Source organism: Urechidicola vernalis (assembly GCF_031846385.1).
GTDB lineage: Bacteria > Bacteroidota > Bacteroidia > Flavobacteriales > Flavobacteriaceae > Urechidicola > Urechidicola vernalis.
Genome location: NZ_JAVRHV010000003.1, coordinates 153632 through 176587 on the forward strand (window position 1 = coordinate 153632; position 22956 = coordinate 176587).

Below are 22956 nucleotides of genomic sequence, written 5' to 3' on the forward strand. Positions count from 1 at the left end.
ACTGAGCCTGTCGAAGTGTCTCATCATATAAAATAAAACGATACTGAACTAAATTCAGCATAAATGAAAGTAACAGATCACATAAAAAATGCCAACGGAAAAACCTTATTTTCTTTTGAAGTGGTTCCGCCAGTAAAGGGGCAAAACATCAAGGATTTATATGATAATATTGAGCCTTTGATGGAATTTAAGCCTCCTTTTATTGATGTGACTACATCAAGAGAAGAATGTATTTATGTAAAACGAGAGAATGGGTTGTTAGAGCGTAAAGTTACGAGGATGCGCCCAGGTACAGTTGGTATTTGTGCATCAATAAAGCATAAGTTCGATGTTGATACAGTGCCACATGTATTATGTGGTGGTTTTACAAAAGAAGAAACAGAGTATGTGTTAGTTGATTGTCAATATTTAGGCATTGATAATATCATGGCATTGAGAGGTGATGCTGCCAAACACGAACAATATTTTAAACCTACAGATGGAGGTAATGCATATGCGTCTGATTTGGTTAAACAAATTTCAGAATTGAATAAGGGTAATTATTTACACGATGAAATTGAAACGAAACACACGTCTAGTTTTTGTGTGGGAGTTGCAGGATATCCAGAGAAGCATATGGAGGCTCCAAGCATGCAAACCGATTTAATGAGATTAAAAGAAAAGGTAGATGCAGGTGCTGATTATGTGGTTACGCAAATGTTTTTTGACAATCAAAAATTCTTTGAGTTTTGTGATGCTGCAAAAGCAATGGGAATAAATGTTCCAATTTTACCAGGAATAAAACCTGTAGCGGTAAAACGACACATGCAAATTTTGCCTCAAGTGTTTAGCTTAGATGTGCCAGAAGCCTTAATAAAAGAAGTTCAAAAATGCTCAAATAATAAAGAAGTGCGCCAAGTCGGAATTGAATGGGCCATTCAACAAAGTAAAGAATTAATAGCGGCAGGCGTTCCAGGCGTGCATTATTATTCTATGGGTAAGTCGAGCAACATCCAGGCTATTGCAAAAGCAATATTTTAGTTGATTTAAAATTAGTTTCCTAAATACTGTTATAAATAAAACTGATAAAATTCATAAAATTCAGGGGATAATTTTTCTATTTTTGCAATGTAAAAACGAATTAATAACGGATTAAAAATAAAATTATGGCATTAGAAATAACAGATGCAACTTTTGATGAAGTAGTATTAAAGTCAGACAAACCAGTATTAGTAGATTTTTGGGCAGCATGGTGTGGACCTTGTAGAATGGTTGGGCCAATCATCGAAGAAATTGCTACTGATTACGAAGGAAAGGCAGTTGTTGGTAAAGTTGATGTTGATGCAAATCAGGAATTTGCTGCTAAATATGGTGTACGTAACATTCCAACAGTATTGTTGTTCAAAAACGGAGAAGTTGTTGATAAGCAAGTTGGTGTTGCTCCCAAAACAACATACACTGGAAAAATTGATGCCGCTTTATAAGAAGCAGGCTCCAAAGATAAATGAAGGCTCAACGAAAGTTGAGCCTTTTTTTATGTCATTCTGAACGTAGTCAAGAATCTAAAACCTATTGAGAATTTCATTTGAAAATTTGATTCTCTTTTTTATGGGAATGACAATTGACTATATTTGTTATATATATGAGTAAAATTGCGGTAAAACATATTTCTGAATTGAAAAACCTTGAATTGCTTGCAAGACAAGTGGTAGAAGGTTTTATAACAGGAATGCATAAAAGTCCTTTTCATGGGTTTTCGGTGGAGTTTGCAGAACATAGATTATATAATAAGGGTGAAAGTACGCGTCATATAGATTGGAAATTATTTGCAAAGACGGACAAGTTATATGTAAAACGATACGAAGAAGAAACCAATTTGCGCTGTCATATAATTATAGATAATTCGGCTTCTATGCACTTTCCGGTTATAGAGGAGCCAACAATTTCTAATTTAAATAAAATAGGGTTTTCTGCAATTGCGACGGCAGCCTTGTTAGAAATTTTGAAAAGACAGCGAGATGCTGTTGGTTTAAGTGTGTATTCTGATCAAATTGATTATTACGCTCCAGAAAAAGGAAGTGATGCACACAGAAGAATGTTGTTAAAGCAATTGGAAGACTTGCTGTCTTCTAATTCAAAAAAGACGACGGAAACATATAAAGTGTTGCATCAAATCGCGGAAAAAATACATAGAAGGTCTTTAATTTTTTTATTTACCGATATGTTTCAGTCCGATAAGAAAGAAGAGGAGTTGTTTGAGGCCTTAAGACATTTAAAATACAATAAACATGAGGTGGTTTTATTCCATACTTATGATGGTAAGTTTGAAAAAGACTTTGATTTTGACAATAGACCTAAAAAATTTGTAGATGTAGAGACCGGTGAGGAAATTAATTTATATGCAGATTCCATTCAAAAGCAATACAAAGAAAGTATTGATGCGTACTTTAATGAATTGAAATTGAAGTGTATGCAGTATAAGATAGATTATGTGCCGGTTGACATTCAAAAGGGATTTGAAACAGTCTTGATTTCGTATTTAATTAGTCGCCAAAAATTTTTATAAATTTTCTCATTTTTCCTTTGCAGAATTAAAAAACACGAGTATATTTGCATCCGCTAACAGCAACGGTTTGGTAGTTCAGCTGGTTAGAATGCCTGCCTGTCACGCAGGAGGTCGCGGGTTCGAGTCCCGTCCAGACCGCAAAAAGCATCTCAATTGAGATGCTTTTTTTGTTTAGCAACTTTTTTAGTTACTAAAGATATTTGACTACCTTTAATTCGTTACTAATTCTCATTTTTTTATCGGCATGAAAGTACTTAAATCATTTTTATTGTTATTCTTTTTTCTTGTAAATTCTGCTATTACTTCAGCGCAAATGGTAATAGATTCTACAAAAATTGTACGTGTATTATCTTACAATATTTATCATGGAGAAACCGTAGGAGCAGATGAGAAATTCGATTTAGATTTATTGGCTAAAGTAATTAATGATGTACAACCAGATTTAGTTGCTTTACAAGAAGTAGACAATAAAACCAAGAGAGCAAGGAATTATGATTTGGTTACTGAATTAGGTTTAAGAACTAAAATGGCTCCACTTTTTGGAAAAGCTATGGATTTTGATGGTGGAGGTTACGGCGAAGGTGTTTTGTCTCGTTATTCATTTTTATCAACTCAGAACCATGCTTTACCGGCTAGAGAAAACAAAGAGCCTAGAGCCGCACTAGAAGTTCAAGTCCAACTTAAAAGTGGAGATACAATTTGGTTTGTAGGAACACACTTAGATCATACCAAAGATGCCACAGATAGAATTAATCAAGCTGTAGCATTAAACGAATTATTTTCAGATTCAGATTTGCCAACCATTCTTACGGGAGATTTAAATGCGGAACCAACAAGTGAAGCAATGCAGGTTTTATTTAAAGATTGGGAACCTTCATTTAAGTTCTCTGATTATACATATCCTGCAGATAACCCAACAAAAAAAATTGATTATATATTATTTAGGCCGGCACATAGATGGCGTATAATTGAGTCGCGTGTCATCGATGAAAAGATTGCTTCTGATCACAGACCAATTTTAACCGTACTCGAATTGCAATAAAACCCTATACACCCCTCAAAAGAACGCATAATACCTTATTAGAATTAGGGCTCCTACTTATTTTCGCACCGAAATTATAATCAATCAATTCACTTTTCGTATCGCGAGATTAATATAGGATTAAAAATGAAAAATATTTTATTGTTGCTCGGTTCCGTTTTGTTATTCGGAACACTAAATGCTCAAAAAACAGGCAGTATATCAGGTACTATTTCGGATAAGGATACTTCTGAAATAATTCCTTTTGCTACAATTTCTTTACAACAAAACGGAGTGGCATTGTCAATAGGAACGACTTCCAATTTTAACGGGAATTTTAATATTGAAAATCTAAAAGTTGGGGCTTACAATGTTGTCATTTCTTTTTTAGGCTATGAATCCATCACAATTAAAGACGTTTCTATTTCTACTCAAAATTTAAATGTTGATTTAGGAGCGGTAAAATTAACTCATGCTAGTGAAGCGCTTGAAGAAGTAGAGGTAAAAGCAACAACAAGAACAGTAACCAATAAAATTGATAGGAAAACCTACAAAGTATCGGATTTTGAAACCGCTAGGGGTGGAACTGCTACTGATGTTTTAAACAAGTTGCCATCGGTTTCGGTTAATCCTGATGGGCAAATTTCAGTTCGTGGTACTCAAGATTTTGTGGTGTATTTAAACGGAAAGCCGACTGCAATGGATGCTACCATGTTATTAGGGCAAATATCTAGTGATGCAATGGTAAGTGTTGATGTTATTACTGTTCCCACTTCTAAGTTTGATGCTCAGGGTAAAGGAGGAATCATAAATATTACGACTAAATCAGTTGGGGTTGAAGGGTTTTCTATGAGTGTGAATGGTACTATTGGTGGTGCACCTTGGGGGCATACAACCGATAAGTATAGCGGCTATGAAATGACGGATAATCGCTATAATTCTGGTGTAAATTTAATGTATGGAACCGGTAAGGTTTTATTGTATGGTGGATTTAATATAAGTGATAAAAACGTAAACGGGGAACGTACAGGAGACGCGAGAATCTTAGATGAATCTACCGGTGCATATAAGCATATGGTTGCAAGTGGAGAAAGACCTGAGTGGTACGAATCTCAATCAGTAAACGTAGGATTAGACTACAAAATATCGGAAGCTAGTTTGTTGTCTACCTCTTATATGTATGGTAATAGAACGGAAGGGAGATCAGCATTCTATATTTACAATAATTTCTTCGGCGATGCAGATAAAAATCCTATACCTGGAGTGCCTGTAAATGAGGAGTGGATTTACAATCCGAATACGGATAATCGTTATGGTAAATTTCATAATTTTAATATAGATTTTTCTCATCAAATAGATGAATTGACTAAGATTTCAACTTCTTTTTCATACGAAAATTCGAATTTAAGTAGAGAGTTAGACAATTTAAATTATGAGTATGACCCATTAACGGATGAAATAGGTGAAGTAACATTGCACTACAATCAAACGGATGAAACTCCTTTAGACGGGTATAGATTTTCATTTAATTATGAAAAAGAATACGAAAATGGGAATAGTTTTGCAGTAGGGTTACAACCTCAATATTTTAGTATAGATGGAAAATTTAATTATGAACAGTTAGATGGTCCTGTACTTGATTTAGAAAACGGAATTGATTTAACAAGAGGTATATATGCCGGGTATTTGGATTATTCAGGTTCCGCTGGAAGATTTAATTATATAGCCGGATTAAGGTTGGAATATACAGATCAAGTAATGGAAGTTGAAAATCCTGATTATTTTACCATTTTTAATAGACCTAGTGATGATACTTTTAAAATACAACAATTAGATTGGTTTCCTACATTCCATGCAGATTATGAATTAAATGAAACGAGTAAATTAAATTTTGCTGGAAGTAGAAGAATTAGCCGTCCTCCAATTAAAAATATGGCACCATTTTTATACAGACGTCATTTAGAAGTATTTGTTGTTGGAGACCCAAATCTAGAGCCAGAATATGTGAATAATATTGAGTTGGGTTACGACAAAAAATTAGGGAAGCAAAAAATAAATTTAACAGGATTTTACAGAGGAGTTGACAATGCCATTTTTAGGGTGAATACAATTTACCAGCAAGAATTGGTGTTGATTAGAAGTTATACCAATGCAGGGAATTCTACATCTTTAGGGGTTGAATTAAATGCAAACTTTGTAGCAGGCGATTGGGCAACATTTTTCTTAGGTGGTTCGGTATATCATTATAATGTTAGAGGAGAAATCTTTGGGTATAATGAAGATAATAGGAGCACCAATTGGAGTTTAAAAGGGAATGCTAATTTTGATTTATCGGAGCAATTTAAATTTACTACAGATTTTGATGTTAAATCTGCTACAGTAACTGCACAAGGACAAAACGATTTGTTTTATATGGCTAATGTGGCGATAAACTATGCGCCTAAAAATGTTCAGAATTTAACATTTAATCTAAAAGGGTTAGATATCTTAGGCTCTAATGATTCGGGACTAGATACACAGGCATTTAATAGCGCTGGTCAAGAAATATTTTATCAAGAGACTCAATACTTAAGAGTAGGACCGATTGTTGAATTTGGTGTTTCTTACGCATTTAACAAAAAGAAGAAAGAAATTAAAAAGAATGAAAATATTTTTGGAACAGATGAGTTCTAAAAAATTCATAATTTGATAGTTAGTTTTTAAAACCCTTGAGAAATCAAGGGTTTTTTGTGGACATGAAATGTCGTGTTCTATTCCATTGATCAGGAGTACATTTGAACTATAATAATCTTAAAAACTTATAGTTATGTTTCCTTATCAAAGAAAAAGAAAGAATAAAGAAGTTGAAAAATCAACAAGTTCTAAAGAAGTAAAAGTTTCAAAAGTAAAAAGCACTGTTTCTAGAGTGAAACGATTTTATTTTGACGTATATGATAGCATCCAGCAGTTAATTCAATCTCAAAATTATTCAACTCCAGTTGGGTATACAAAGAGCCAGTGGAAAGAAGTAATGGAGAATTTGCAATGTTCTGCTTATTTAAATTTAAGACGATTAATGAATAACGGAGTACTTCTAACAGCAAATCTAACACAAAGTCAATTGAGTTCTTTACAAGGGTATAGTTCTCAAAACACGATGCACGATTGGCATCAGATATATTTACAACAAGCAGATTAACAAGTACAAGACCATTTAAACAAAAAAGCAACCTAAATAGGTTGCTTTTTTTTTGTTAATTTATTTTTACATCATGCCATTAAAGAAAATAGCATTCATAAGTAGTTTATTGGTTCCGTACCAAAACGCTCTAAAGTTGGTATTGTCTGTAAAAGACAATATTTTTCCTTTTTTTAATCTTGAAACTTTAAAAGGTACCGTACTTTTTAGACTGTCTAATTTTGGTTTAGAAATATAACCACTTAAAAGAGGATTTTCAGTATATCTAATTGGATTGTTGTAACTGTTTTTATCAGCTTCCATAAATATAGAAGTATTTCTAAACATTGCTAATTGATCGTTCTTGTAACCGAAGTTAATAGGATGTGAGCGATCTAAATCGACTTGAAAAATAGCACCTCCAATATTCTGTGCACCACTATAATCTCTTCTTTCTTCAAAAGAAACATTTGTTGCGGTTCTGCTAAATTTCTTAAATTCTAGTTTGGCAAGTTCTTGAGAGTTTAACCAGCTAAGTGTGTTTCTGTAACCAATAAACGTTCCGCCTTTTTGTATCCATTCTTTTAGGTTTGAAGTTGCTGATTTCGTTAAATAACGCAAATTGGTTCCAATTATAGTTGTGTATGAACTTAAATCTGCACCTGATAAATGTTGCGTGTCTAATTTTGTTATTGAAATATCATAACGTTGGTCTAATAAATGCCAAATTTCACCCGCATCATAACTGGAGACCCCTTCTCCAACAATTAGGGCTATTTTTTGCTTTTGAACAGTTCTAAATCCATTACTTCCTAAATCTATACCAATAGTCAATCCGGTATCCAAACCATCTATTTGAACATGGTTCTCATCTGCAAGTTTCGATACTAACGCATAAATTTGTTCCGAATTTAGTATTTGATTTTCAACAGGAATAAGAATAGTTCCATAATCGTACAATTTATTATTAGAGGTGAATTGTTTCGTAGACGCCTTGGCTCTTATTCCATTTTCTAATAATTGATTTAACAATCGAGGTGTGTAGTACTCATGCCATTCCATTACGTAAGCATAATCACTTTTTTGAGAGACATTACCTTGTTTAAATTGTAAATCATTTACTAATGCGCCCGCATTGTTTAAAGATGCATTTTCTATATAATCTAAATTAAAGGCTAGTGGAAAGGTCCATGCAGAAATGTCGTAAAATAAGCTGTCTTGAAAAGTCGTTCTTTTTTCAAACATTGCTTGAATTAAGCGGTTGTTTTTCTGATTTTTAGGAACAACATAACTATATCCTTTTTTATAGTTTTTTCCATTTAATGTTACATCGTTCTTTAGTTCGTGAAATTTTATTTTATGACGATTTAAAATTTCTGCAAGGTGATATGTTTTTGCAGCATCTTTTTCATCACCAAAAATAATGGCTTTGTTTTCTTGTTCTCCTCCTGCGTTCTTATAAAAATTACGTTGGTACGCAAGAATTTCTTCACGCATATTTTGCGCAGCTTCTAAGGTAGACATTGCCGCAGTATATTGATTTCTAATGGTGAATGGAAAGGTTAAGATTCCATTGCTAGATTCTTGCAAATGACCTCTAGAACTTCCTTGTTCAAATAAAATTCCGATACTTCCATTTACATCTGGAAATGTTGATCCTTTTCCATAATAAAAGTCATCATAGTTTTCTTCCGTAAAATATAGTGAACCTATTTTATCCAATGCCTTGGCGTGGTAATTCCCAATTTTCCCCGTTAATTCTTGATTTAATTTTGGTGTTAAAGGATGGGTTCTACTAGGAATTCCAGGTTGAAAAAAGAATGTTGAATTTGTTCCCATTTCATGATGATCTGTTAAGATGTTTGGCATCCATTTATGAAATGATTTAATTCTAGCTCTAGATTCTGGCAGTTGAACAGGTAGCCAGTCACGATTCATATCAAACCAGTAATGATTGGTTCTTCCACCCGGCCAAACTTCGTCGTATTCACGGTCATTTCCGTCAGCCGTTAAGTTTTTGTTTTTATTGGTATTTGCCCAATATGCAAAACGCTGTAATCCGTCTGGATTAAACGCTGGGTCAAATAAGATGACCACATCATTTAGTAGTTGCTTAGTTGCTTCACTTTGTGACGCGGCTAAATAATAAGCGGCAACCAATGCTGCGTTAGAACCGCTAGGCTCGTTACCATGAATAGAGAACCCTTGGTAAACAACAATTGGCATTTCTGCAACATCTAAGTTTTCCGATCCATTTTCAGTTAAAGCAACATGTGCCGTTCTAATATTTTCTAGATTAGAATGGTTGTCTGGCGCAGTGATTGTAAGAAGTAATAATGGTCTGTCTTCAAATGTTTTGCCTCTATTTTCTATGGTGATTCTATCAGACGCATCAGCCAAAACGTACATGTATTGCGCTAGTTTGTCGTGGGTAATATGCCATTTTCCAACTGGATGCCCTATTATGCTTTCAGGTGTTGGAATATCAGGATTTAAATTTGTTTCAGAAATGTAATAAGACAAATCTAAATTGTCTTGAGAATAGCCAATTGTAAGCGTAAGAATACTTAAGAGTAGGATGAATTTTTTCATTTGAAAACACTTTAATTTTAATGTGGTTTCCAAATGTACATAATTAGTGGAATTATTTTACAAGCTCGTTTACTTTTTCATAAACTAATTGAGATTCCCAACCGCGATACAATAAAAAATCTGACAACTTCTTCATTTTTTTGTAGTGATTCGTTTCGTTAATTGCGTTAAATTTTTTCTCAGCCAATTCATTAAATGAAAGAAGGTAATCCTCATCTGAAATTTCTTTTAATGCAGATATGATGTTGTAAGCAGAAATTTCTCTAAACTTTAATTCACGCGTAATCCTTTGTTTTCCCCATTTTTTAATATTGAATTTTCCACGAGCAAAACTTTTTGCAAAACGTTCTTCGTTCAAGAAATTGTGTTCTATTAGGTGCACAATAATATGATCTCTAACCTCAGGAATCATTTTATAAGCAATAAGTTTCTTTTCAACTTCCTTATGACACCTTTCTTGATATACGCAATAGCGTTCTATAGCTCTTTTGGCTTCATCTACTGTATATATTTTTTGAGAAATCATTGTTCGAAAATAACTAAAAGCAATGAAAAAGGATTCATTTATAAATAAAAAAAACCGAAGCAAATTGCTTCGGTTTTTAAATTGAATTAAGAGGTGATTGCCATCCCTTTTTTATTTAACCAAACTTTAAATTTGTTAATTAAATAAAACAGAATTGGTACCACAATTAAAGTTAAGAAGGTAGCAATAAACAGTCCGTAAATTACAGTCCATGCCAATGGACCCCAAAATATAACGTTGTCACCTCCAAAGTAAATATTTGGGTTAAATTCACTAAACAATGTGTAAAAATTAATGTTGAAACCAATGGCTAACGGAATCAATCCTAAAATGGTTGTAATTGCTGTTAATAATACCGGTCTTAAACGAGCTTTACCGGCAATTACAATACTTTCATAAATTCCATTGATTGATAATCTTTCATTTTCGCCAATATTTTCTTCTACTTTTTTACGGTCAATAAGTAACTGCGTATAATCTAGTAATACAACTCCATTATTTACTACAATACCGGCAAGTGAAATAATTCCCATCATTGTCATCATAATAACAAAGGATGAACCAGTAATCACAATTCCACCAAACACACCTATTAAACTTAAGAAGATAGCCACCATAATGATTGCTGGTTTTGAAACGGAGTTAAATTGGAAAATCAAGATGAAGAAAATTAATGCCAATCCTTTAAAAAAGGCTCCCATTAAAAAGGCCATTTGTTCATTTTGCTCTTCAATTTGACCTGTATAATCTACTTTTACACCATCTGGAAGGTTTGTAAAAGTTTTCATCTCTTCTTGAATTTGAGCAACAATTACAGTAGCATCTGTATAGCCAGGTGCAAGTGCAGAATATACGGTAACTACTCTGTTTAGATCGCGATGCTTAATAGCACTAAAACCTGAGGTGTTCTTTTGTTTTGCAACAGCCGATACAGGAATCTCTTTGATTTTACCCGAGGCCATGTCTCTAAAAGTGATTTTCTGATTGAAAATGGCAGAAGTATTGTATCTATTTTCTTCATTAAAACGAACGTAAATATCGTAATCTTCTCCACTTTCTTTATAGATTCCTGCCTTGGCTCCAAAAATAGAGTTTCTTAGTTGTTGTCCTACTTGACCAGCATTAACACCGAGTTCTCCGGATTTTTTACGGTCAATTTCTACCAACATTGCAGGTTTAGATTTGTTTACATCAATCTTGATTTCATCTATTCCTTCAATGTTTTTTGAATTGATAAATTCACGCATTCGTTCTGCAGTTACGATCAATTCGTCGTAATTTTCACCTTCCAATTCAACATTAATAGGATGCCCAATAGGAGGTCCGTTCACATCTTTTTCTACCGAGATAAGAACACCAGGGTAAATACCTGTTAAAGCTTCCTGCACCGTTTTACGCAAAGTTTCACTATCTCGCCCTTTTCTATATTTATATTCTCTCATGGAAGCTGTAATCTTCGCTTTATGAGGCATTTCTGCAGTAGATCCACCATCAGTTTGAGGGTTACCTGCACCTTCTCCAACTTGTGAAACAACACTCTCTACCAAATAGTTAAAATCGCCGTCCATATTGTCTTCAGCATTCATAATGGAGTAAACCTGCTTCTCAATTTCTTTGGTAATTACATTTGTTTTATCAATATCAGTTCCCTGCGGATATTCGATATAAACTATAATTTGATTCGGTTTGTTATCTGGAAAAAATTCAATCTTAGTCCTTTGAGAAGCAACAGATGCTCCAAACCCTCCAAAGGCAACAAAAAGTAATATGAATGTTCCTATTGTTATAACATAAGGTCTCCATCCTTTTAATGCTGCACGCAGCGTTTTTTCATACACACGTTCTAATCTTGTTAAGATTTTGTTCTGGAAAAAATTCGCTGCTTTTCTTAATATGAATCGATAAACCCACAACATAAATGCTGTAAAGATCATTACAGTTCCTAACAGTTTGGCACTTCCTCCAACAAAGAAAATGAATAGACCCAGAAATATTAAGATTCCAGATATAGCAATAATGTTTTTTAAAGGCATTTCTTTATCTTCAATTTTCATAAACTGAGATACCAATACCGAGTTAAAGAAAATTGCTACGAACAATGAAGAACCAAGAACCACAGAAAGTGTTATTGGGAAATAGATCATAAATTGCCCCATTAATCCTGGCCAAAGGCCAAGAGGCACAAAGGCTGCAACCGTAGTAGCAGTTGAAATGATAATTGGAAACGCGATTTCACTTATTCCTTTTTTAGCCGCTTCAATACGAGACATGCCTTCTTCGTCCATTAAACGATAGACGTTTTCTACAACTACAATTCCGTTATCTACCAACATTCCAAGCCCCATAATTAATCCAAATAGGATCATTGTGTTCATGGTATAGCCAAAAGCAGATAAAATCATTAAGGACATGAACATAGACATTGGAATTGCAAATCCAACAAAAAGTGCATTTCTAAACCCTAAGAAGAACATTAATACCGTAACCACTAAAATAATTCCGAAAATGATATTATTTACCAAGTCATCGACTTGACCAATTGTTTTTGTTGATTGATCATTTGCAACCGTAATTTTTAAATTCGATGGAAATTGATTGGTTTTAGCCTCTTCAATTATTTCATAAACTTTTTCTGCGGCAGCAACCATGTTTTTTCCAGCTCTCTTTTTTACGTCGAGCATTACAACGCTATTCCCTGTCTCACGAGCAAACGTAGTGCGTTCTTTCTCTTTAAATTGTATATCGGCAATATCTCTTAAGTAAATAGGATTGTTAAATTCAGATTTCACAACAAAATCTTCCAATTCTGACGGATTTTGAATTTCACCAATAATTCGAATAGTTCTACGCTGTCCGCTTGCAATTAAATTTCCGGCAGACATGGTTGTGTTACCATTTTGAATGGCAGTCATAACATCGTTGAAACTCACTTTTGCAGCCATCATTTTATAAATGTCTACCGCTACTTCAACTTCTTTTTCTTGTGCTCCACGAATATCAACTTGTTTAATTTCGTCAAGTCCTTCTATTTCATCTTCTAGATATTCACCAAACTCTTTTAATTTTTTTACCGGATAATCTCCAGAAATATTAATATTTAGAATTGGCATTTCTTCAGACATACTTAAGTCAAACACATTTGGCTCAACTTTAGCTCCATTAAATGTAGGCCAATCTTCTCCGGATGTTTCTGTATCTATTTCATCTTTTACTTTTTGTTTCGCGGCCTCAACGGAAATGTTTTCGTCGAATTCTACAATTACCATAGAAACATCTTCTTGAGATGTAGAAGTAATTTCTACAACATTACTAACCGTTTTTAATTTATCTTCAATCGGGTCGGTAATTAATTTTTCAATGTCTTCAGCTGTATTTCCAGGGAATATAGAGTTGATATAAATTTTTGTTTCTTTAATTTCTGGGAAACTTTCTCTTGGCATACTTTGGTATGCTGAGAATCCTAAAAACAGAATCAAGGCAATTACAACATATATAGTTGTTTTATTATTTATGGCCCATGAAGACAGACCAAATTCCTTATCTAACTTTTTTTGTTTGTCAGTCATAGCAGTTTTTATTTAGTCAGCACCTTTACAATTTGCCCCTCGTTCACATTTCTCGCTCCTTCTTCAATTATTTCATCACCAACCTTAATTCCGCTTAGTACTTCAATAAAATCTCCTTGTGTTTTACCAGTTTCGATAATCTCTCTTTTAGCAGTACCTTTATCTCCGTTTTTATCTGTAATTGTATATACATATTGTTCGCCATTAGCATTTTCAGTTATAATGCTTTGAGGAATTAAAATGGCATTTTCATTTGTGTAATCGTTAATTTTTAAACGACTTGTAAGATTAGGCTTAATTTCACCATTTTTATTCGGGATACCAATTTCGATTTTAAAAGACCTATTACTTGGATTGATATAGTTACCAACCTGTCTCACTTTTGTGTGAACTGTTTTTCCTAAAACAGGGAAGAAAACTTCAACCGATTTCCCTTTTTTAATATTTCGTAAGTTGTTTTCTGGAACTTCTGCTTCAATATACATGTTGTCTAAATTTACAATACGCATTAATTGAGATTGACCAGGAGCAACGACAGTTCCTTGTTCCGTTAATACATCATCAATTACTCCAGAGAATGGAGCTCTTACGATGGTTTTAGAAAGCATAACTTTCATTTGTTCGGTAGCATTCTTTTGGGCTGTATAGGAAGTTTCAGCCTGTAGGTATTGGATTTCAGAACCTATTTTTTGTTCCCAAAGTCTTTTTTGACGTTCGTAGGTAGTTTTTGCTAAAGCTGTTTGCGCTTCTAATTGAAGTAATTGTTGACTAAGACCTCCATCATCTATTTTTGCCAATTCTTGACCTCGTACAACTTTCTGTCCTTCTTTAACATATACATTTGTCAATAGCCCGGCATGTTCTGGAAAAATTAGAATATTTTGTTTGGTTACGACATTCCCTTGAATTTCTAAATGATGCTTAAACTCAACAGTTGCTGTAGTAAAAGAAGTCACTAATGGATTTTTAGCATCAGCACTATGTTTAGCTAATTCATCTTCTATTTTTTTAAGATCCGTTGCATTTTGTTGTTGAATTTTTTTCAATTCATTTCGCTTCGTTTTAAGTGCCTCAGGATTACTTTCTGCAACGATATCATCAATAGACTTTGATGCGTTTTGGCCACATGAAATTATCAAAAGTGATAAGATTGCGATAGTTAGTATATTTTTCATTTTCAAGTTATTTATTAGTTCTATTTTATGTTTAATGCGTTTTCTAAGGTTACTCTAGAATTTATTAAATAGAGTATAGATTCTAAGTATTCTCTTTGTCTAGAATACAATTGGTTTTGAGCGTTACTTAAGTCGAAACTTGTTGAGACACCCTCAAAAAATTTGGTATTTTCCTTACCTTCAATACTCTCGGCCAATGCCATATTATCTTTAGAGATATTATAACTTTCAACAGCAAATTGATAATCATTTCGTGCATCTTGTAGCTCTACCGTTAAGCGTTGTTCTGTTTCCGTTAATTGCGTTTCTGCTTTTAATAAATCTATCTTAGCTTGTTGCGTTTTTGCATCTCTACTAAAACTGCTAAAAATAGGGACAGATAAATTTACCCCTAGTACAGAAGAAGCAAACCATTTTTGGTCGTTATTAAAAAACTGGAACTGATCGTTGTTAGCGGCGGTTCCTACATTTACAAATCCGTTCAAAGAGGGTAGGTACTTGCTTTTTTCAAATCGCATAAGTAATTCTGATGATTCTTTGTTCGTATTCGCAATTTGGTAATCAATATGGTTGGTAATATCAAAATCTTGAGAAGTTAAACCTAAATTTAGATTTGAGACTAACAAAGATTCCAACGTTTCAGTCAAAGTAATTGGTGTATTTATATCCAGTCCTAAACCAAGATTTAAAAGTTTATATGCTGAAGCTTTTACTCTGTTTGTACTATTTATTTCATTAATAATTGCAGATAGAGTTAACTGAAGTTGTTGTGCATCTTGCTCTTCACTAAAACCGTTTTCTACCAGTTTTAAGGTTTGATTTAAGTTGCTTTCTAAAACAGTTTTGTTTTTTTCTAAAATTGACAAGTTTTCTTCAACAAGCAACACGTAAGTGTAAGCATTCGTTATTGTTTGTTTTACAATAAATTCTGTTTTTGACTTGGCATTTTCTCCTTGTTTTAGATATACTTTTACACCCTTTAAGCCAATTAAATAGGAGCCATCAAATATTAGTTGATTTAGTATTACGGAAGCTGAAATATTTTGTTTTGTTCCAAAATTAATCGGAATAAATCCTTCAGGCGCTCCTGGAACAGGGTTGCCAGGAACGGGTGTTACTTGGTAATAATCATCTAAGTCTCTAATTTGATTGTATGGGTCAAAGGCAGCTGCTGGCAATAAGGATACTGGTTGTTTTAAATAATTTTGATAATCTACTGCTCCGTTAACTTGTGGTAGTCCTATTGCTGTAGTTTCACGTACTCTTTGTTCCGCGATTTCAACATCCTTATTTGCATAGTCAATTTCATAAGCATTTTCCATTCCATAGGCAACGGCTTCATTTAGACTAAACGTTGTTTTTTCAACGTCTTGGCCATAAAGGGTAACGGATAATAAGGTGATTAGAAGTAATAGTTTAGTTTTCATTTTTCAATAATAGTTTTTCTAGTTTTAGTTTTCCTTTTTCTGTAGCAATTGCACGGATATGATAGTTTAAATAGGTGCTTGATAAATATTGATAATTAAATTCTTCTGGAGAAAATGTTTCTTCGTCTTTAATTCCGACAACTCCAGTGAAGTAAATTCGTGCAATAAAATCGATATCTAAATCATCTCTAAATAGTCCTAATGCTATTCCTCTTTCTAAATTATCTTTCACACAACTTTTCATCAATTCTAATTGTCTTGTTTTTAGTGTTTGAAAAATTGCGGGGTAATATTTTTGTAATTGGTAATGAGATGAACAGGATTCATCTTTTAAATTTTCATGGGTATAATTTTTAATTGCAAACAACTCTTCGATAGGGTCTTTTTGAGTTTCGCAAATACAATCAATACCGTGTGCAATCATATCAAAAAAAGACATCACTGTTTCCTTAACAAGTAATGTTTTGTTTTTAAAATGCGTGTAAATGGTTTTTTTAGAGATTCCCATTTGATCGGCAATCTCATCCATAGTAACACTTTTAAAGCCATATTTTATAAATAACTCACCGGCTTTTTCTAAAATTTTTTGTTTCATGTGTTGTTCAATAACGAGGCAAATGTAACTTGGAAACTTTTAACACACAAAAAGTTTCCAAAGTTTTTACAATTTTTTAACCTTAATATTATGTCAAGAAGTATTTTTACAAAAAAAATAATATTGTGATAGCCGAATTAAAGTTAGATTTCTTACAGTTTTTAGAGACAAAAATTAAAAGTAAAGAGCCTAAGAATTTGTACGACCCTATTACCTATATATTGGGATTGGGAGGAAAAAAGATTAGACCTTTATTAACCCTAATGATTGCAGATGCTTTTGGTGAAGATTATATAAAGGCAATGGATGCTGCATTAGCGGTTGAGGTTTTTCATAATTTCACCTTGATTCATGATGATATTATGGATGATGCTCCGTTGCGTAGAGGAAATGTAACGGTGCATGAAAAATGGGATGTAAACACTGGTATTCTTTCTGGTGATGCCGTGATGATTATGGCGTATCAATGCTTTGATAAATATGAGTCTAAGACATTTAAGAAATTAATACAGTTGTTCAGTAAAACAGCTCTTGAGGTTTGTGAAGGTCAGCAATTAGATGTTGATTTTGAAACACGAAATGATGTAACTATTGAGGAGTATATTAAAATGATTTCTTTAAAGACATCTGTTTTAATAGCCTGTGCTATGGAGTTTGGTGCTATTATAGCAAATGCAGATGGCGAAAATGCCCGAAAAGTGTATGAGTTTGGACTTAATTTAGGTATCGCTTTTCAATTACAAGATGATTACCTTGATACTTTCGGAAACCCAGAAACTTTTGGAAAACAAGTAGGAGGCGATATCATTGAGAATAAAAAAACATTTTTGTATTTAACCGCTTTAATAAATGCTAAAAATTCAGATAAAGTAATTTTGAAAGAATTATACTGTACGAAGTTGGAAGAGAACTTTAATAAAATTAAACAGGTTAAACATATTTTTGAATCATCAGGTGCTTCCGAAGCGACTTTAGAAGAAATTAAAAAATACACTAATTTGGCGTTTGAGAATTTGAAAGCAATCGATATTGCATCCGAAAAGAAAGAGTTTTTGAAACAGTTTGGTCAAAATTTGATGCAAAGAAATGCCTAGAGAAGAAAAATCACTTCAATTTTTAGATAAAATTAAAACGGATAATTTGTATCCTAAATTATTAGAACAATTGAATAAGGATTTCCGATTTTCGGGTATTCCCGATGAGATCGAATCAACCGTTAAAGCAAATGAATTACAAAATAGGTTGATCACTATTATCTATAATTTGATAAACAGAAATTTTGCCGATTATCTCAATCTATTATATCGTATAGATATTTCAGAATCGGAAATAAAAAAATTAGATGGTTCAGATATTGAAAAATTATCTGTCCAAGTTTCTAAACAAATTTTAAAGAGAGAATGTCAAAAAGTGTGGCTTAGAAATAGGCTCTAAGAACAGGAGATATAGCTGACCCAAAAATACTACCTTGTGGTCCATCATCATATAAAACATCATATCTTATTCCCAAAGAAACATTCCCCGTGAAATATGCAATTCCTAAATAAAGTCCAGAAACCCAATAAGGATCTATATCAATAATTCCTTCAGTTCTGTTAACATTTAATTGCTCAAATTCTGCGGACAATTGCATGTAAGGTAATGGACTGTACATAGTTATTAAACTACCTCCAATCACATTTGATTTATAATCAAAAAAAGTATCTTTTCTTTCGGTATAATAGTAACTAATACTAGCACCCGCACTAAAGCCATTATAAAAATCATAAATGGCACTTGGTGCAACTCCAATAGTTGTAAAATTATTACTAAATCCAAGGTTAACACTACCACCATAACGCATATGATCTCCAAATTTATCACCTCTATTTTGGCTAAAAGAGGATAAACTAAAACTAGCAAACATTAAAAGTACGAAGTATAGGTTTCTATTCATAATAGGTCTTTTTAGCTAATGTAGTGATTATTTACTATTTGCCTAAAAGTTGGAATTATTAATGGATAAAATATTGTGCAGATTGTAAAAATATAGTAATATTGCACCCAGTTTCAGGACCCATAGCTCAGCTGGTTAGAGCACCTGACTCATAATCAGGGGGTCCAAGGTTCGAGCCCTTGTGGGTCCACAATTGAAACAAAAGACTTGTAAGAAATTACAAGTCTTTTTTGTTTCAATTGATTTCTATTTAATAATTAGATATTAACACAAAGAAATCACTATTCACTGAAGATTTTTTAGTAATTGAATCGAATTAAATGCGAATTGATGTGTGTATAATTGGTTGAATTTCATAAAAATATAAAAAACAACCTCAAATTTAATTTAAAATATTATTTTTGCCACCGAAAGTAATGTTGTTAGCATGTTTTCATTGGTTGGTTTAGAACAAGAAGATGTTCTTTTGCCGATGCTTAATAATTGTGGGGATTATTTTATAATATGTATATTTGTGAAATTAGTGACTACAATTAACCCCAATTAGTAGAAATGAAAAAGATGTTTGCATACCGTAAACTTGCGGTGGTTGCTTTGTTTTTGGTTTGGAGTGCGGAAATGTTCGCTCAAGGCCCACCACCCCCACCACCCCCACCAGTTGGACTTCCTATTGATGGAGGATTGATCTTTTTATTAGTGTCAGGATTATTATTCGGAGTGTCTAAAATTCGTAAAAGGGAAGAATAATTTTATTGTTGCATTAAACGGGCAACATATTTTCCAATTACATCAAATTCTAAATTTACAATTGTTCCAATTTTAAAATTCTTGAAATTTGTATGTTCAATGGTGTAAGGAATTATAGCAACACTAAACGAATTGTTTTTAGAATTTACAACGGTCAGGCTAACTCCATTTATAGTTATAGACCCCTTTTCAATTGTTACGTTTCCTTTAGATTTATCGTATTCGAAAGTAAATAGATGACTACCATCCATTGGCTCTATTCCAATACAAGTCGCAGTTTGATCTACATGACCTTGAACAATATGACCATCTAGTCTATTTCCTAATTGCATGCCACGCTCCAAATTAATTAAATCTCCAACTTTCCAAGTATTCAAATTGGTTTTATCTAATGTTTCTTGGATTGCGGTTACAACATACTCGTCATCCTTTAAAGAAACAACAGTAAGGCATACGCCATTATGAGCAACACTTTGGTCAATTTTTAATTCCGAAGTAAATTCGGTTTTTACCGTAATATGAGCGTTCGTGTTTTCATGCTTAATAGATTTAATTGTTCCAAAGGTTTCGATGATTCCGGTAAACATAATTCTCGATTTTATTGATTACTTTTGAGGTCTCAAATTTAAGCATAAACGAGTGAATGGAAGCGACAGATAAAATAAAAGTTGGTATTTCTTTGGGTGATATAAATGGAATTGGAATCGAAGTGATTTTAAAAGCATTTAATGACAAGCGAATGTTAGATTTTTGTACGCCGATTTTGTTTGGTTCGTCAAAAGTAGTAGCGTTTTATAAGAAAGAAGTTGCACCTAATATTCAGATTCAGGTAATTTCTGATATAAAACAAGTTGTCGATGGAAAGATTAACGTTTTAAATGTTTGGAAAGAAGATGTCGAGGTTTCACCTGGTCATAGTAATGAAATTGGTGGAAAATATTCTTTTCTTTCATTAAAATCGGCAGTGAAGAGTTTGAAAGAAGGTTTTGTTGATACATTGGTGACCGCTCCTATTAATAAAGAGAATATTCAATCGGACGATTTTCATTTTGCAGGTCATACAGAATACTTGGAAAGTGAGTTAAAAGGAAGCAGTCTAATGATTTTAATGACGGATGAGTTAAAAGTAGGTTTAGTAACTGGGCATATTCCAGTTTCAGAAATCTCATCTGCTATAACAGAAGATTTGATTACTCAGAAAGTGAAGGTACTATACAATTCATTAATACAAGATTTTGGTATAGAAAGACCAAAAATAGCCTTGTTAGGTTTAAATCCACATTGTGGTGATAATGGGGTAATAGGGAAAGAAGATGAAGAAGTGATAAAGCCTACGGTTCAAAAAATTCAAGATGGAGGAAAATTAGTCTATGGACCTTATGCTGCTGATGGTTTTTTTGGATCGAAAGCGTATAAAAATTTCGATGCAGTGTTAGCAATGTATCATGATCAAGGTTTGGCGCCGTTTAAATCATTATCTTTTGGTAATGGAGTTAATTATACAGCGGGATTGGATAAGGTAAGAACATCACCCGACCACGGGACAGGATTTGATATTTCTGGTAAGGGAATGGCAGATGAAAGTTCTTTTAAAGAAGCTTTATTTAGTGCTATCGAAATACATAGAAATAGAGTCAATTTTAAGGAGTTAACTCAAAATGTGTTAAAAGTTTCAAAGAGAAAATAAAAAATAAACTTTGAGGTAGTTTTTACAGTTATTTTTTTATCTTTGCACGCTCAAATTGATGTTCGAAATGAAAGACTTAAAAGAATTTGAAATATCTTTTATAGGAATAAAGTTAGGAAAACATCAATTCAGTTATCAAATTGATAACACGTTCTTTGAGTTTTTTCAATATGATGAGTTTGATACTGCTGAATTGAAAGTTGATTTATTGTTCGAGAAAAAAAACAACATGTTTAATCTCGAATTTAATTCTAAGGGTAAGGTAATTGTTGCTTGCGACGTTACAGGAGAACCTTTTGAATTGAAAGTTAACGGACAACTTTCATTAATTGTAAAGTTTGGCGATGAATATGATGACGATAATGATGAGATTTTAATTATTCCTCATAATAGTTATCAACTAAATGTTGCTCAGTTTATGTATGAAATGGTAGTATTGTCTTTGCCAATTAAAAAGGTACATCCAGGAATTGAGGATGGGACATTAGAATCAGAAGTATTAGAAAAGTTGAAGGAATTTGAAAAGAAAAAAGAAGAAGTAAAAGAAACTATAGACCCTAGATGGGCAAAGTTAAAAGAATTAAAAACGAATAAAAACGAATAAAAATGGCACATCCTAAAAGAAAAATCTCGAAAACAAGAAGAGACAAAAGAAGAACTCATTACAAGGCTTCAGTTCCTCAAGTTGCTGTAGATCCAACAACAGGAGAAGCGCATTTATATCATAGAGCACATTGGCACGAAGGAAAATTATACTATCGTGGGCAAATTGTTATAGATGCAACAGCTGCTGAAGCATAAATAGCAAAAACATAAAAAATGTAAAAAACTCTCATATTTGAGGGTTTTTTTATGCTTTTTAATCAAAAATGAATGAAAATTGATTGCTTTTGGCTTTTTTTAAAAATAATTTTCATTACTTTGACACACTTTTATAAGTAAAATTTTTTTCAAGTATGACTAAATTAACTGCAGCCATTACAGCCGTAGGAAAATATCTTCCAGAATACGTGTTAACGAATAAGATTTTGGAAACGATGGTAGAGACGAATGATGAATGGATTGTCACTCGTACGGGAATTAAAGAAAGAAGAATTTTAAAAGAGGGTGGTAAAGGAACAGGATTCCTAGCCATAAAGGCAGCACAAGACTTGTTGTCGAAATCTCAATTAGATCCCAAAGAAATTGATTTAGTAATTGTGGCAACGGCCACACCAGATATGCAAGCTGCTAGTACAGGTGCATATGTTGCACATGAAATTGGAGCTTCAAATGCTTTTGCATTTGATATGGATTCGGCTTGTTCGAGTTTTCTATTCGGAATGTCTGTTGTTTCTGGTTTTATTGAATCGGGAAAGTATAAGAAAGTGCTTTTAATAGGTGCAGATAAGAACTCTTCAATGATTGATTATTCGGATAGAGCAACATGTATCATTTTTGGAGATGGAGCTGGAGCCGTATTGTTTGAGCCAAATGAAGAAGGGTTGGGATTGCAAGATGAATATTTAAGAACAGATGGTTCTGGTAGAGAATTCTTAAGAGTGCTTAAAGGAGGATCTGTTAATCCACTTAAAAAAGGAGAGGTTTTTGGAGCACATGAATGCTTTGCGCATCAAGATGGAAAAACTGTATTTAAGAACGCAGTATTTAATATGGCTGATGTAAGTGAGAAAATACTTGACAGAAATAATCTAACAAAAGAAGATGTAAATTGGTTGGCTGCACATCAAGCCAACAAAAGGATTATAGACGCGACAGCAAACAGAATTGGTTTAGCGGAAGAGCAAGTTATGATAAATATTGAAAAATATGGAAATACAACTTCAGCAACATTACCATTACTTTTGGCTGATTACGAATCTCAATTAAAAAAAGGAGATACTATTGTATTTGCCGCTTTTGGTGGTGGATTCTCTTGGGGGTCTATTTATTTTAAATGGGCATACAATTCATAATAATAGATAAAAAAATCAACGTAAAAA

Annotated in this window: 21 protein-coding genes and 2 tRNA genes; 15 read left to right on the forward strand and 8 right to left on the reverse strand. The window is 33.1% G+C overall.

Features of this window, described 5'->3' with window-relative positions; translation table 11 throughout:
* The first annotated feature begins 63 nt into the window (after positions 1-63).
* From metF to RM519_RS07875, 7 genes are all read left to right on the forward strand, one after another.
* Positions 64-1020, forward strand: coding sequence for a methylenetetrahydrofolate reductase [NAD(P)H] (metF, locus tag RM519_RS07845; RefSeq protein WP_311593138.1), 957 nt, complete (start codon positions 64-66; stop codon positions 1018-1020).
* A gap of 125 nt (positions 1021-1145) precedes the next feature.
* Positions 1146-1463, forward strand: coding sequence for a thioredoxin (gene trxA / locus RM519_RS07850; protein WP_311593139.1), 318 nt, complete (start codon positions 1146-1148; stop codon positions 1461-1463).
* Positions 1464-1621: 158 nt separating this feature from the next.
* Positions 1622-2545 carry a DUF58 domain-containing protein gene (locus RM519_RS07855; RefSeq protein ID WP_311593140.1) on the forward strand — a complete coding sequence of 308 codons (924 nt, stop codon included), beginning with the start codon at positions 1622-1624 and terminating at the stop codon, positions 2543-2545.
* Between the two features lie 64 nt (positions 2546-2609).
* A tRNA-Asp gene (locus RM519_RS07860) sits at positions 2610-2683 on the forward strand.
* Positions 2684-2789: 106 nt separating this feature from the next.
* Entirely contained in the window at positions 2790-3587 is a 798-nt protein-coding gene (locus RM519_RS07865) for an endonuclease/exonuclease/phosphatase family protein (protein ID WP_311593141.1), read from the forward strand.
* Between the two features lie 126 nt (positions 3588-3713).
* A complete protein-coding gene (locus tag RM519_RS07870) occupies positions 3714-6239 on the forward strand; it encodes a TonB-dependent receptor (protein ID WP_311593142.1) in 2526 nt (841 codons plus the stop codon).
* 133 nt (positions 6240-6372) lie between these two features.
* Positions 6373-6744 (forward strand): hypothetical protein, encoded by a 372-nt coding sequence (locus RM519_RS07875; protein WP_311593143.1) that lies wholly within the window; start codon positions 6373-6375, stop codon positions 6742-6744.
* Positions 6745-6810: 66 nt separating this feature from the next.
* On the opposite strand, the gene RM519_RS07880 is transcribed toward RM519_RS07875, so the two are convergent.
* From RM519_RS07880 to RM519_RS07905, 6 genes are all read right to left on the reverse strand, one after another.
* On the reverse strand, positions 6811-9315 hold the full coding sequence (locus RM519_RS07880; RefSeq protein ID WP_311593144.1) for a M14 family zinc carboxypeptidase: 2505 nt from the start codon (positions 9313-9315) through the stop codon (positions 6811-6813).
* Positions 9316-9367: 52 nt separating this feature from the next.
* The gene (locus tag RM519_RS07885; protein ID WP_311593145.1) at positions 9368-9841 is read right to left on the reverse strand and encodes a regulatory protein RecX; all 474 of its coding nucleotides are present in this window, start codon (positions 9839-9841) and stop codon (positions 9368-9370) included.
* An 86-nt stretch (positions 9842-9927) separates the two neighbouring features.
* A complete protein-coding gene (locus RM519_RS07890) occupies positions 9928-13407 on the reverse strand; it encodes an efflux RND transporter permease subunit (protein ID WP_311593146.1) in 3480 nt (1159 codons plus the stop codon).
* Between the two features lie 8 nt (positions 13408-13415).
* Entirely contained in the window at positions 13416-14582 is a 1167-nt protein-coding gene (locus tag RM519_RS07895; RefSeq protein WP_311593147.1) for an efflux RND transporter periplasmic adaptor subunit, read from the reverse strand.
* A 20-nt stretch (positions 14583-14602) separates the two neighbouring features.
* On the reverse strand, positions 14603-16009 hold the full coding sequence (locus RM519_RS07900) for a TolC family protein (protein WP_311593148.1): 1407 nt from the start codon (positions 16007-16009) through the stop codon (positions 14603-14605).
* Positions 15999-16604: a TetR/AcrR family transcriptional regulator gene (locus RM519_RS07905; protein ID WP_311593149.1), complete on the reverse strand. Its 606-nt coding sequence runs from the start codon at positions 16602-16604 to the stop codon at positions 15999-16001. The genes RM519_RS07900 and RM519_RS07905 overlap by 11 nt, the downstream gene beginning before the upstream one ends.
* A 125-nt stretch (positions 16605-16729) precedes the next feature.
* Between RM519_RS07905 and RM519_RS07910 the strand changes: the two genes are divergently transcribed.
* The gene (locus tag RM519_RS07910) at positions 16730-17698 is read left to right on the forward strand and encodes a polyprenyl synthetase family protein (RefSeq protein ID WP_311593150.1); all 969 of its coding nucleotides are present in this window, start codon (positions 16730-16732) and stop codon (positions 17696-17698) included.
* Positions 17691-18038 (forward strand): hypothetical protein, encoded by a 348-nt coding sequence (locus RM519_RS07915; RefSeq protein ID WP_311593151.1) that lies wholly within the window; start codon positions 17691-17693, stop codon positions 18036-18038. Before RM519_RS07910 ends, RM519_RS07915 begins: the two co-directional genes overlap by 8 nt.
* Here RM519_RS07915 and RM519_RS07920 read toward each other — a convergent pair.
* On the reverse strand, positions 18022-18540 hold the full coding sequence (locus RM519_RS07920) for an alpha-ketoglutarate decarboxylase (RefSeq protein ID WP_311593152.1): 519 nt from the start codon (positions 18538-18540) through the stop codon (positions 18022-18024). The genes RM519_RS07915 and RM519_RS07920 overlap by 17 nt on opposite strands.
* A gap of 116 nt (positions 18541-18656) precedes the next feature.
* On the opposite strand from RM519_RS07920, the gene RM519_RS07925 reads away from it, so the two are divergent.
* Both RM519_RS07925 and RM519_RS07930 read left to right on the forward strand, forming a co-directional pair.
* A tRNA-Ile gene (locus tag RM519_RS07925) sits at positions 18657-18730 on the forward strand.
* 371 nt (positions 18731-19101) lie between these two features.
* Complete coding sequence (locus tag RM519_RS07930; protein WP_311593154.1) at positions 19102-19287, forward strand: PID-CTERM protein-sorting domain-containing protein; 186 nt, start codon at positions 19102-19104, stop codon at positions 19285-19287.
* Positions 19288-19289: 2 nt separating this feature from the next.
* Here the strand turns inward: RM519_RS07930 and RM519_RS07935 are convergent, their stop codons facing one another.
* Positions 19290-19874, reverse strand: coding sequence for a riboflavin synthase (locus RM519_RS07935; RefSeq protein ID WP_311593155.1), 585 nt, complete (start codon positions 19872-19874; stop codon positions 19290-19292).
* Between the two features lie 56 nt (positions 19875-19930).
* Here RM519_RS07935 and pdxA point away from each other — a divergent pair, with 56 nt between their 5' ends.
* The 4 genes from pdxA (at position 19931) to RM519_RS07955 (ending at position 22929) form a co-directional block, all read left to right on the forward strand.
* On the forward strand, positions 19931-20974 hold the full coding sequence (pdxA, locus tag RM519_RS07940; RefSeq protein WP_311593157.1) for a 4-hydroxythreonine-4-phosphate dehydrogenase PdxA: 1044 nt from the start codon (positions 19931-19933) through the stop codon (positions 20972-20974).
* A 67-nt stretch (positions 20975-21041) separates the two neighbouring features.
* Positions 21042-21578 carry a YceD family protein gene (locus RM519_RS07945; RefSeq protein WP_311593158.1) on the forward strand — a complete coding sequence of 179 codons (537 nt, stop codon included), beginning with the start codon at positions 21042-21044 and terminating at the stop codon, positions 21576-21578.
* Positions 21579-21580: 2 nt separating this feature from the next.
* Entirely contained in the window at positions 21581-21775 is a 195-nt protein-coding gene (rpmF, locus tag RM519_RS07950; protein WP_311593159.1) for a 50S ribosomal protein L32, read from the forward strand.
* Between the two features lie 155 nt (positions 21776-21930).
* A complete protein-coding gene (locus tag RM519_RS07955; protein ID WP_311593160.1) occupies positions 21931-22929 on the forward strand; it encodes a beta-ketoacyl-ACP synthase III in 999 nt (332 codons plus the stop codon).
* Positions 22930-22956 lie beyond the last annotated feature (27 nt).